The 12364-nt window shown below is 30.0% G+C and carries 10 protein-coding genes; 8 read left to right on the top strand and 2 right to left on the bottom strand.

Annotation, left to right across the window (positions count from 1 at the left end; translation table 11 throughout):
- The first annotated feature begins 61 nt into the window (after positions 1-61).
- The 7 genes from rplS (at position 62) to WHA43_RS12655 (ending at position 8990) form a co-directional block, all read left to right on the top strand.
- Complete coding sequence (rplS, locus tag WHA43_RS12685) at positions 62-412, top strand: 50S ribosomal protein L19 (RefSeq protein WP_105045098.1); 351 nt, start codon at positions 62-64, stop codon at positions 410-412.
- A gap of 737 nt (positions 413-1149) precedes the next feature.
- The gene (locus WHA43_RS12680; RefSeq protein ID WP_105045097.1) at positions 1150-3360 is read left to right on the top strand and encodes an NADP-dependent isocitrate dehydrogenase; all 2211 of its coding nucleotides are present in this window, start codon (positions 1150-1152) and stop codon (positions 3358-3360) included.
- A gap of 257 nt (positions 3361-3617) precedes the next feature.
- Positions 3618-5996, top strand: a complete 2379-nt coding sequence (locus WHA43_RS12675; protein WP_105047217.1) for a TonB-dependent receptor — start codon at positions 3618-3620, stop codon at positions 5994-5996.
- Between the two features lies 1 nt (position 5997).
- Entirely contained in the window at positions 5998-6831 is an 834-nt protein-coding gene (locus WHA43_RS12670; protein ID WP_226742830.1) for a DUF4249 family protein, read from the top strand.
- Positions 6832-6875: 44 nt separating this feature from the next.
- Positions 6876-7688 carry an N-acetylmuramic acid 6-phosphate etherase gene (murQ, locus tag WHA43_RS12665; RefSeq protein WP_105045096.1) on the top strand — a complete coding sequence of 271 codons (813 nt, stop codon included), beginning with the start codon at positions 6876-6878 and terminating at the stop codon, positions 7686-7688.
- Positions 7685-7930, top strand: a complete 246-nt coding sequence (locus WHA43_RS12660; RefSeq protein ID WP_105045095.1) for a DUF6095 family protein — start codon at positions 7685-7687, stop codon at positions 7928-7930. The genes murQ and WHA43_RS12660 overlap by 4 nt, the downstream gene beginning before the upstream one ends.
- A complete protein-coding gene (locus WHA43_RS12655) occupies positions 7920-8990 on the top strand; it encodes a D-alanine--D-alanine ligase (protein WP_105045094.1) in 1071 nt (356 codons plus the stop codon). Before WHA43_RS12660 ends, WHA43_RS12655 begins: the two co-directional genes overlap by 11 nt.
- A gap of 9 nt (positions 8991-8999) precedes the next feature.
- On the opposite strand, the gene WHA43_RS12650 is transcribed toward WHA43_RS12655, so the two are convergent.
- Entirely contained in the window at positions 9000-9491 is a 492-nt protein-coding gene (locus tag WHA43_RS12650) for a DinB family protein (RefSeq protein WP_105045093.1), read from the bottom strand.
- A gap of 206 nt (positions 9492-9697) precedes the next feature.
- On the opposite strand from WHA43_RS12650, the gene WHA43_RS12645 reads away from it, so the two are divergent.
- A complete protein-coding gene (locus tag WHA43_RS12645; protein ID WP_146104872.1) occupies positions 9698-10516 on the top strand; it encodes a hypothetical protein in 819 nt (272 codons plus the stop codon).
- Positions 10517-10664: 148 nt separating this feature from the next.
- Here the strand turns inward: WHA43_RS12645 and ettA are convergent, their stop codons facing one another.
- The gene (gene ettA, locus WHA43_RS12640) at positions 10665-12356 is read right to left on the bottom strand and encodes an energy-dependent translational throttle protein EttA (RefSeq protein ID WP_105045091.1); all 1692 of its coding nucleotides are present in this window, start codon (positions 12354-12356) and stop codon (positions 10665-10667) included.
- Positions 12357-12364 lie beyond the last annotated feature (8 nt).

Raw genomic sequence — 12364 nt, 5'->3', positions numbered from 1 at the left:
GCTAATTTAACCTCTGACGAGAATCGTGAATGTTGTTTTAGAAAATCATAAAATTTAAGATATGGAATCTTTAATAAAATTTGTTCAAGACGAATTTGTAACAAAAAAAGAATTTGCAGATTTTGCTGCTGGTGATACAATCACTGTTTATTACGAAATTAAAGAGGGTGCAAAAACACGTACTCAGTTTTTTAGAGGTGTTGTAATCCAAAAAAGAGGTTCAGGAGCTTCTGAAACTTTTACAATCAGAAAAATGTCTGGAACTGTTGGTGTTGAAAGAATTTTCCCAGTAAACTTACCATCAATTCAAAAAATTGAAGTAAACAAAAAAGGTAAAGTTCGTAGAGCACGTATTTTCTACTTCAGAGATCTTACTGGTAAAAAAGCTAGAATTACTGAGAAAAGAAGATAAGTATTCTTCAAATAAAATTTTAAAAAGCGTTGTAAATTTTACAACGCTTTTTTTATGAACAATTGTTCATAACTATGGTTAATATTGTGTTGATTTTTAATTGATTAAAAAATTTGTAAAATTTAAAATCAATCATATTTTTACAACATCATTTACAAAGTAATTTTGATTTTTTCATTTGAACAAATTCAAATTCACGTAAATTATAAAGTAACGTTCTTTATATAGTTGTTAGAAACTTTTTAAAATTATATAACTAATTTTAGTGCAATGAAAGTTTGTTTTTAAAAAAGCAAGCGATTAAAAGTCAGTTTATTGTGTAATTATAAAACATAATTTTAAAAATAGGAAAAACAACAACCTGAAACATCAAAACAAAAAATTTCTCTTTGGAAAAAGAAAAATGAAAAACGATGTTTCAAAACAGAAATAGTAACTTATAATTTCTTTTAAAAAAAGAAATATGAAAGGTAACTTTCATTTGCAAGGTAGTAATACAAAGCAGTATAAAAAACTATTTCAAGAAGCCATATCATTATTAGTAGTGATATGGCTTTTATTTTTTAAACAATTTTAATAAAGTTGTTTTTTTTGAATTATTCCCATCTTTTTTGAAAAATTTGTAAGAATTTTACAATAATAATCTCATTGTAAATTCTTAAATTTGCACCGCTAAAATCGTTAGCAAAATCAATCTTTTTAATATCGAATAATACACTTTTATAAACCAATCCACAATGGCTAAAATTATTTACACCAAAACCGATGAAGCACCAGCTTTGGCAACTCGTTCATTTTTACCAATTGTACAAGCATTTACAAAATCCTCGGGAATTGAAATTGAAACAAAAGATATTTCATTGGCTGGTAGAATTTTAGCAAATTTTGCTGATTATTTGACAGAAGAGCAAAAAGTAGAAGATGCATTGTCTATTTTAGGAGATTTAGCTACAAAACCCGAGGCAAATATTATAAAATTACCAAATATTAGCGCTTCTGTACCACAACTTAAAGAAGCCATTAGTGAATTACAAAAATTAGGATATGCATTGCCAAATTATCCTGATGAAATTAAAACTGACGAAGATAAAGCGGTTTTAGCTCTCTATAATAAAGTAAAAGGATCAGCAGTAAATCCTGTTTTGCGTGAAGGAAATTCTGACAGAAGAGCTCCTAAAGCAATTAAAAATTATGCGCGAAAAAATCCACATTCAATGGGAGCTTGGACTTCTGATTCAAAAACCCAAGTTGCAACCATGAGTAAAGGTGATTTTTTCAATAATGAAAAATCAGTTACTGTTGAGAATCCTACAACCATCAAAATAATTCAGATTGCAAATGATGGTACAAAAACTCCATTAAGAAAAGAACTTTCTCTACTAAAAGGAGAAATTATTGATGCAACTGTGATGAGCAAAAAAGCCTTGCTCGAATTCTTAGAGAGTGAAATTTCAGATGCAAAAAAACAAGGTCTATTATTGTCTTTCCACATGAAAGCAACCATGATGAAAGTTTCTGATCCTATTATTTTTGGACATATTGTAAAAACATATTTCAAAGAATTATTTGAAAAACACGGACAAACTTTTGATAAAATTGGCGTTAACGCCAACAATGGTTTTGGTCAATTATTAGCAAACCTTGATCAACTTTCAGCAACTGAAAAATCAACAATTTTAGCGGATATTGAAACTATTTTCAATCAAAATGCTGCAGTTGCTATGGTAAATTCTGATAAAGGAATTACCAATTTACATGTTCCTTCGGATGTAATTATTGATGCTTCAATGCCTGCAATGATTCGTACTTCTGGAAAAATGTATAATAAAGAAGGAAAATTACAAGATACCAAAGCCATAATTCCTGATAGTTCTTATGCAGGAATTTATACAGCAACTATTGATTTTTGCAAGAAAAATGGGGCTTTTAATCCATCTACAATGGGAACAGTTCCTAATGTTGGTTTGATGGCACAACAAGCTGAAGAATATGGTTCTCATGACAAAACTTTCGAAATTTCAGCAGATGGAAAAGTGCAGGTTTTAGATGAAAACAACACGCTGTTAATAGAACACACTGTTGAAAAAGGTGACATTTGGAGAATGTGTCAAACCAAAGATTTACCAATTCAAGATTGGGTAAAATTAGCGGTAACAAGAGCTAAATTGTCTGAAACTCCAGCTGTTTTTTGGTTGGATAAAAATAGAGCTCATGATGCAGAAATCATTAAAAAAGTTGAAAAATATTTACAAAACCATGATACTACAGGTTTAGATATCAGAATCTTATCTCCTTTTGAAGCCACTAATTTTACTTTAGAAAGATTGGTAAAAGGTTTAGATACAATCTCTGTTTCTGGAAATGTATTGCGTGATTATTTGACAGATTTATTCCCAATTTTAGAAGTTGGAACTTCTGCAAAAATGCTTTCTATTGTTCCATTGATGAATGGTGGTGGCTTATTTGAAACTGGTGCAGGTGGTTCAGCTCCAAAACACGTTGAGCAATTTTTAGAAGAAAATCATTTACGTTGGGATTCTTTGGGTGAATTTTTAGCATTAGCTGTTTCTTTTGAGCATTTGAGCCTTACAAATAACAATCCAAAAGCAATGATTTTAGCAGAAACTTTGGATCAAGCTACAGATGTATTTTTGGATAATGATAAATCTCCTTCAAGAGAAGTTGGTGAATTAGACATCAGAGGTTCTCATTTTTATTTAGCTTTGTATTGGGCAGAAGCTTTGGCAAAACAAACGAAAGATGCTGAATTACAAGCAGAATTTGCGCCAATTGCAAAAAAAATGCGAGAGAATGAAATGCAAATTGTTGCTGAATTAAATACCATTCAAGGAAAACCTGTAAATATTGGTGGTTATTACAAACCTGCAGACGAATTGGCTGATAAAGCTATGAGACCAAGCAATACTTTTAATAGCATTTTGAAATAAAATATTTGAATAAAAAGTAATCAAAAAGCCTCCCATGAATGGAGGCTTTTTGGTTTATAAATGTATAAAGCAAGAATAAATTGTTTAAAAATCAATTATTTATAGTTAAACATAATGAAATTAATTTTTTAAATTTATTATCTCTAGTTAAAATTTTAAACCTTTATTTATTCGTATAAATGAATAATTTTAACGTATTCTTATCATTTTTAAATCATACTTTTGTTGAGTCAATAAATCAATTCAATAAACAAAAAATGCTACATTTTAAAAAGATATTGTTCGTTCTTTTTATTTCATCAACAATCATTTTTAGTCAAGAAAAAATCACTTTAAGTGGAACAGTTTACGACAACTCAAACAATGAAACCTTAATTGGTGTATCTGTTTTTATCCCTGAGTTAAATGCTGGAACTTCTACAAATGAGTATGGTTTTTATTCAATAACAATTCAAAAAGGGACTTATAAAATTCAGGTTAGTTATGTGGGTTATACAACAATTGTTGAAACCATTAATTTATCAGAAAAACTCACAAAAGACTTTAAACTTAAGGAAGCTGCTGAGAGTTTAGATGAAATAATTATTGAAGCAGACATTGAAAAACTGAATGTTAGAACGTCACAAATGAGTGTTAATAAACTCACCTCAGCAACCATCAAACAAATACCTGTTGTACTTGGCGAATCAGATATTATCAAATCTTTAATTCTATTGCCAGGAGTTACAAGTGCAGGTGAAGGCGCTTCTGGATTTAATGTAAGAGGTGGAGCTGCTGACCAAAATTTGATACTTTTAGACGAAGCAATTGTTTTTAACTCATCGCATTTATTTGGGTTTTTCTCGGTTTTTAATCCAGATGTTATTAAAGATGTAAAATTATATAAAGGTGGAATTCCTGCTCGTTTTGGCGGAAGATTATCCTCAGTTTTAGATATTTATCAAAAAGAAGGCAATAGCAAAGATTTTAATTTAACAGGTGGTATTGGATTGGTTTCTAGCAGATTATTAGCTGAAGGCCCTATTGAAAAAGAAAAAAGTTCGTTTTTAATTGGTGGAAGAGCTTCTTATGCACATCTTTTTTTACCCTTATTTGACAATGACAACAAAGCGTATTTTTACGATGTAAATTCTAAAATAAATTATCGATTCAATGATCGTAACAACTTGTTTTTATCTACTTATTTTGGAAAAGATATTTTTGGAGTAAGTGATAATTTTGTAAATAAATATGGAAACAATGTTGTGAATGTAAGATGGAATCACCTGTTTTCTGATAAAATTTTCTCTAATTTATCCTTAATTTACTCTGATTATTTCTACGGATTAATTCTTGATTTTGTGGGTTTTGAATGGGATTCTGGCATCACAAATTTTAACTTAAAGTACGATTTTAAACATTACATCAATGAAAACATCAAGTTAAGTTACGGAATCAATAATATTTATATCAAATTCAATCCAGGTGAAATTATTCCAAACAGAGATTCATCAGGCATACTTCCAGAAAAATTAACAGATAAATATGCCAATGAATTTGCTGCGTATTTAGATGCAGAACATCAAATCAATAAAAAATTAACTTTACAGTATGGCGCTCGTTTTAGTAATTTTTTACGTTTGGGACAAGATGAATTGAATGTGTATGCAAACAATCAACCTGTAATTTATAACGAACAATTTAAAAAATATGAATCTGCTGTAGCAACTGGCGTTGAAAATTTTAAAAGAAGTGATGTAATAAGTAGCTTCATCAATTTTGAACCTCGATTTTCATTGTCTTACGTTTTGAATGATAATGAATCTATCAAAGCAAGTTACAACAGAATGGCTCAATATTTACATTTACTCTCCAACACAGCATCTCCTACTCCATTAGATGTTTGGGCACCAAGTGGAAGATATATCAAACCTCAATTGTTAGATCAATTTGCTATTGGATATTTCAAAACCATCAAAAATGGAGCGTATTCATTAGAAACTGAAGTTTTTTACAAAGACATTCAAAACAGAATTGATTACATTAATGGAGCCAATTTAATTGCCAACAACGAAATTGAAACCGTAATCTTAAACGGACAAGCAAGAGCTTATGGTTTAGAGGTTTTATTGAAAAAAAATGAAGGTGATTTAAAAGGTTGGTTAGCTTACACATTGTCTCGTTCTGAACAACAAACTCCAGGAAGAAATGCAAATGAACCCGGAATTAATCAAGGAAATTGGTACAGTACACCTTTTGATAAAACGCACGATATCTCTGTCAATGGAAGTTATGAATTGAATAAAAAATGGAAATTCAATGCGAATTTCTTATTTCAAACAGGACAACCAACGAATTATCCTGTAGGACAATACGAAGTGCAAGGTTTAAATGTGCCTATTTTCGATGATAACAGAAGAAATGCTGATAGATTGCCTGCATATCACAGATTGGATGTTTCAGCAACGTTGACTCCTACAACCAATAACAATCGAAAATGGCAAGCAGAATGGGTGTTTGGTTTGTATAATGTCTATGGACGAATGAATGCTGCTTCTATTAATTTTAGGCAAAATAGAGAAACTTTTAGAAATGAAGCAATACAAACATCCATCTTTGGTTTAGTTCCTTCAGTTACTTACAATTTTAAATTTTAACATGATGAAAAAGAGCTATATACTTCCAATTTTATTGATTTTATTTTTTACAAATTGCGAAAAAGTAGTTGAGATTGATGTTCCATCAACGACACCAAAACTAATCATTGATGCCGTTTTTGAAGTCTATTTTACAGAAACTCCAATTCGTGCAAATACCATTGTAAAACTAAGTAAATCAGCGGATTATTTTGATGAAACCATTCCGCCAGTAACCAATGCAACCGTTTTTTTAACAAATTTAGCTGATAATTCGATTATTAATTTTTCGGATGCAAATGCTGATGGAAATTACGAACCAACAATTTCGTTTATTCCTGCCGAAAATGTAACCTATGAATTAACAATAATTCACGAAAATAATACCTATAAAGGTACAGCAACCAGAATAAAATCAACACCTTTAACAAGTGTAATTCAAGGAGATGAAACCCTATTTGCAGGAACAGAAACTGAAGTTAAAGTAACATTTACAGATGATGCAACTCAAGAAAATTACTATTTATTTGATTTTTCAAAACAATTATTTTTAACTATTGAAGATCGATTTTTTAATGGCTCTGATTATAACTTCTCTTATTTTTATGATGAAGAAGACATTACTTTACCTACAACTGTAAATGTAAAAATGTCAGGAATTTCAAAAGAATTTTATACCTATTACAGAGTTTTAATTGATCAAAGTGGACAAAATGCAGGTGGTCCTTTCGAAACAATTCCTTCATCTTTATTAGGAAATATGATCAATATCACTGATGAATCTAAATTTCCTTTAGGATATTTTCACATTTCTGAAACAGATAGTAAACCTTTAAATTTGGTTGAAAAGAACTAAAAAAAATTAGTCGCATCAATTCATAAAAAATGTATTTTTGAGGAATGACATTCATCAAAATTACAGAGCAGGATTCTAACTACAATCATCTAGAAAAGATGACTGTACATGAATTGTTGACAAATATCAATAATGAAGATCAAACTGTTGCTTTTGCGGTTCAAAAATCAATTCCTCAAATCGAAAAATTAGTTCTTCAAACTGTTGAAAAATTAAAAAACGGAGGAAGAATTTTTTATTTAGGTGCAGGAACTTCAGGCAGATTAGGCATTTTAGATGCATCAGAATGTCCTCCAACATTTGGAGTTCCACATGAATTGGTAATTGGTTTGATTGCTGGTGGTGATACTGCAATTAGAAAAGCAGTTGAATTCGCTGAAGATTCCACCACACAAGGTTGGGAAGATTTACAAAAATTTTCCGTTTCAACAAATGATGTTGTTATTGGCTTAGCAGCCTCAGGAACAACACCTTATGTAATTTCTACTTTGCAAAAATGCAATGAACATAATATTACAACTTCCTGCATCACCTGTAATAAAAATAGTCCGTTAGCTGCAGTTTCTAAATTTCCAATTGAAGTAATTGTAGGTCCAGAATTTGTTACAGGAAGTTCAAGAATGAAAGCTGGCACTGCTCAAAAGTTGGTTTTGAACATGATTTCAACATCAACTATGATTCAATTAGGAAAAATAAAAGGTAATAAAATGGTTGATATGCAACTTTCAAATAATAAATTAGTAGAAAGAGGTGAAAAGATGTTAATGAATGAACTTCAGATAAACCGAAAAGAAGCCAATGAACTATTGAAAAAATATGGAAATGTTAGAAATGCACTCTTAAATTATAAAAAATGAGCATCGACATAAATTTATTAAGAAAGGGATTGATTCGTTTAGCAATATTAGTAATTCTATTTATTGTAACTCCGATAATTACAACTATGGGATTTAAAGGAATTGAAAAGTTTACTGAGAGTCCACAATTATATGTGTCTTATTTTCTGATATTTTTAGGACTTTCTGGAATTATTTTTACAATTTATTTCGCTTTTAAAGCTTTTTCAATTTTGAAAAAAGCTTTTTTTAATGAAATTTAATTCATTGAAATACAGTTATTTACACAAGATATTTCATTGGGAATATTGGCCTACATCACTTTTTTACATTCCGAATTTACCATATGCTTTTTATTTAGCATTGAAAGCAAAAAATTTGACATTTTTTAGTGCGGCAAATCCAGGGATAAAAAGTTCAGGAAATGGATCTGAAAGCAAATTTCAAACTTTAGCCTTGATTCCTGATGAATACAAACCAAAAAGTATTTTTCATAAAAAAGGAGAAGTTTTTGATACAACACTCAAAAAAATCCAAGAAAAAAACATCCAATTTCCTGTAATTGCAAAACCTGATATTGGTTTTCGTGGGTTATTGGTTGAAAAAATCCATTCTGAAAATACCTTAAATAAGTACCTAGAAAAATTTGAAATCGATTTTATAATTCAAGAATTTATTGATTTTAAAAATGAATGTGGGATTTTTTATACAAGAAATCCAACAGAACAAAACGGAATGATCTCCTCAATAACTTTAAAAAAGTTTTTAACAATTACTGGAGATGGAATTTCTACTATTAAAAAATTAATAATTTCGGATAAAAGAGCTGTTTTATATAAAGAGTTGATTTTTGAATATCATAAAGAGATGTTGGATTTAGTTTTAGAAAAAAACAAAGAATTTCAGCTTTCTGTTATAGGAAATCATTGTAAAGGAACACAGTTTATAAATGGAAATCACTTAATATCCAAGGAATTAACAAGCTCTTTTGATAAATTGAACTCAAAAATTCCTGGTTGGTTTTATGGGAGAATTGATATTAAATATGATGATTTTGAAACATTAAAAAATGGTAAAAACTTTAAAATTTTAGAAATTAATGGCATCATCTCAGAACCAACACACATTTATGATGCGCAAAAATCATCCTATTTTGGTGCATTAAAATCCATCAGAAATCATTGGAAAATCTTATTTAAAATCTCTACAACAAATCACAAAGTCTATAAAATTCCTTATAAAAATTCAGTTGATTTTTGGAGAGAAACTTTAGATCTTAAGAAATATTCCAAAAAAATAACAGCCTTTCATGCTATAAAATAAAGCTAAAATCTACTTTAAAATATTTTTTGGAGTTGTGGGATTATAGCCAAAATCAGCATCAGGTAATTCAACTCCTAATTGATAAATGCAATATCCAATACTTGCAAAATGGTGAATTGCATGGCTATGAGCCTGAATTAAAACTGCTGCTAACGTAGTTTTAGCTCCCATTTTCCCTAATCCTAAATCGTCAATAAGAATAATTTCAGATTGCAAATCTTCTTCAGAAAATGAGCGTATTTTAAAAATAATCTCTTCAAAATAGGCAATTCCAAATTCAATATTTTGCTCTATTGATTGATTTCTTTCACGATTTGTCAAATCAACTTTTTTAGCTTCAAACCCCTTTAATATGCAAGAAAATACATCTAAAATGTGACGAATATGACATCCAATACTCGAATAATATGGTGGAATTGATTCGTTTGTGTACTCAGGTTCTGAGAGATTTTGCAACAATTTTATTCCTCTCTGCAAATTGAATTCTATGGCATCTATCATGAAATAAATTTAAGTATAAGTCGTATAAATGTACATTATTTACAATCTCAACACATTATTTATTTCAAAAAAAATATTGAATTTAATCTTCTTTTCAAAAACATCATTTCAACAAATTAATTTTTGGCATGCTATTTGAAAATTAAATTACAAATGCGGAAGCTGAAAAGCAAATAGAGTAAGCAAAATCAAAAAAACCTCAAATCATGAAAAATAATATTTTTTTTTTAGTAGGAATCTTAGGAATGTTTGCTACTAATATTGCAAAGGCTGAGGCAAAAAACCCTATAAATTTTGAAGTAAATTTCAACTATGACCATGCTGTAAATTTCTTTGAAAGAGGCATTGAATTTTTTGTTTTTACCAATGGAGATTTTGATTTTGATACTTCCAATAGTTATCATAGAGGTGTAAGAATTGATCGAGATTTTAGAGGAAGAATTCGAAGTGTTGGAAATGTTTTTATCAATTATGATCGTTTTGGAAATGTAACTCGAATTGGTTCGGTTTTCATCAATTATCATCGAGGGCAATTGATAAGTGTTGGTGATTTACGAGTGTTTTATGACAGGTATGGATATCCTGTTTTTAGAGGAAATGTACATGATTTTTATTATGATAATGGCATTCGATTTTCAATAAATTTTGGAAGAGTTTACAATTTCAATGATGTATTTTTTTCCCATAGAGATTTTGATAGAAACTATGTAAGATTCAGAGAAGATCGCAATTTTTACTATTACAAATCAAATAGAAACAACAATTTTGCAGACGAAAATTCGATTATAAAAAGAAGAAAACCCTCTTTTGATAGTAACAATAGAAGAGAAACAGCAAGAAATTTGAATAGTTATAGAAAATCAGAGATAAAAGAGAATGGCAGAAGAGAAGTTATAGGCAAAAATGATGCAAATAGAAAGTTTGGGGAATCTAACAACAGACGAATTATCACTGAAAGAAATGAAACTGGAAATAGAAAAAATGAAGCAAAAAAGTTGGAAAGAAGAAGAGTTGAAAGAAATTAAAAAAGGTATTTTTCCTGCATAAAAAACAGTGTTTTTCCTGTAAATGCATTTAAAGCCCATTTGTAATTTTACCTCATTAAACAATGGATTCAAAAACTATTTGAAAAAGAGAAAACTAAAAATCCTCATTTTATAATGAGGATTTTTTTTATCTAATTAACTTTTTATATTTCAATCTCTTAGGAATTAAATCACCTCCCAAACGTTTTTTCTTATTCTCTTCATAATCAGAGAAAGAACCTTCAAAAAAGTACACTTGGCTATCTCCTTCAAATGCTAAAATATGAGTACAAATCCTGTCTAAAAACCATCTATCGTGAGAAATAACCACAGCACAACCCGCAAAATTTTCCAATCCTTCTTCTAAAGCTCGTAAAGTATTTACATCCAAATCATTGGTTGGCTCATCTAATAACAAAACGTTGCCTTCTTCTTTTAAGGTCATTGCCAAATGCAAACGGTTTCTTTCACCTCCAGATAAGGTAGAAACTTTTTTATTTTGTTCATTTCCAGAGAAATTGAAACGACTCAAGTACGCTCTTGAATTTACTTGTCTTCCTCCCATTAAAACTAAATCTTGTCCATCTGCAAAATTTTCCCAAATTGTTTTATCAGGGTTAATATTCGAGTGATTTTGATCTACATAAGCAATTTTTGCGGTTTCACCAACCATAAAACTTCCTTGATCAGGAGTTTCTTCTCCCATAATCATTTTAAAAATCGTCGTTTTTCCTGCACCATTTGGACCAATAATTCCTACAATTCCTGCTTGTGGCAATCTAAAAGCCAAGTTTTCATATAACAATTTATCTCCATATGCTTTTGAAACTCCAGTAGCTTCAATAACATTTGTTCCTAAACGTGGTCCATTTGGAATGTAAATTTCCAACTTTTCATCAACCTGTTTTTGATCTTGACTTAATAACTTGTCATAATTATTCAGACGTGCTTTTTGTTTTGTTTGGCGACCTTTTGCTCCTTGACGAACCCACTCTAGCTCACGTTCTAATGTTTTTTGACGTTTAGAAGCTACTTTGCTTTCTTGCGCCATTCTTTGAGATTTCTGATCTAACCAAGAAGAGTAATTGCCTTTCCAAGGAATACCTTCTCCTCTGTCCAATTCTAAAATCCAACCAGCTACATTATCTAGAAAATATCTATCGTGAGTAACTGCAATTACAGTTCCTTTATATGTTGCCAAATGATGCTCTAACCAATGAACAGATTCTGCATCTAAGTGGTTTGTTGGCTCATCTAATAATAAAATTTCTGGCTCTTGTAATAATAATCTGCACAAAGCAACACGTCTTTTTTCTCCTCCAGAAAGAATTCCGATTTTTTTATCAGAATCAGGAGTTCGTAAAGCATCCATGGCAATTTCTAGTTTAGTATCTAATTCCCAAGCATTTGCAGCATCAATTTTGTCTTGCAATTCTGCTTGCCTTGCCATGAGTTTGTCCATTTTATCAGCATCAGAATAGACCTCTTCTAAACCAAACATATCGTTTATTTTGTTGTATTCATCTAAAATAGCAACCGTTTCTGCAACACCCTCTCTTACAATTTCTATGACTGTTTTTTCTGGATCTAATTGCGGCTCTTGCTCTAAATAGCCTACTTTATAACCTGGTGAAAATGTGACTTCACCTTGATAATTCTTTTCAACTCCAGCAATAATTTTTAACAAAGTTGATTTTCCTGAACCATTTAAACCAAGAATCCCAATTTTAGCTCCGTAAAAAAAGCTTAAATAAATATCTTTTAATACTTGTTTTCCTGTTGATTGATAGGTTTTAGAAACCCTATTCATCGAAAAGATGACCTTCTTATCGTCTGACATTTTTTATA

It is taken from the genome of Polaribacter gangjinensis (assembly GCF_038024125.1).
GTDB lineage: Bacteria > Bacteroidota > Bacteroidia > Flavobacteriales > Flavobacteriaceae > Polaribacter > Polaribacter gangjinensis.
Note: the sequence above shows the minus strand (reverse complement) of the source record. Positions and strands in the feature narration are given on the sequence as shown.

Coding starts and splice junctions, on each gene's coding strand:
- rplS (WP_105045098.1), top strand. CDS start 62: ATGGAATCTTTAATAAAATTTGTTCAAGACGAATTTGTAACAAAAAAA.
- WHA43_RS12680 (WP_105045097.1), top strand. CDS start 1,150: ATGGCTAAAATTATTTACACCAAAACCGATGAAGCACCAGCTTTGGCA.
- WHA43_RS12675 (WP_105047217.1), top strand. CDS start 3,618: ATGCTACATTTTAAAAAGATATTGTTCGTTCTTTTTATTTCATCAACA.
- WHA43_RS12670 (WP_226742830.1), top strand. CDS start 5,998: ATGATGAAAAAGAGCTATATACTTCCAATTTTATTGATTTTATTTTTT.
- murQ (WP_105045096.1), top strand. CDS start 6,876: ATGACATTCATCAAAATTACAGAGCAGGATTCTAACTACAATCATCTA.
- WHA43_RS12660 (WP_105045095.1), top strand. CDS start 7,685: ATGAGCATCGACATAAATTTATTAAGAAAGGGATTGATTCGTTTAGCA.
- WHA43_RS12655 (WP_105045094.1), top strand. CDS start 7,920: ATGAAATTTAATTCATTGAAATACAGTTATTTACACAAGATATTTCAT.
- WHA43_RS12650 (WP_105045093.1), bottom strand. CDS start 9,491: ATGATAGATGCCATAGAATTCAATTTGCAGAGAGGAATAAAATTGTTG.
- WHA43_RS12645 (WP_146104872.1), top strand. CDS start 9,698: ATGAAAAATAATATTTTTTTTTTAGTAGGAATCTTAGGAATGTTTGCT.
- ettA (WP_105045091.1), bottom strand. CDS start 12,356: ATGTCAGACGATAAGAAGGTCATCTTTTCGATGAATAGGGTTTCTAAA.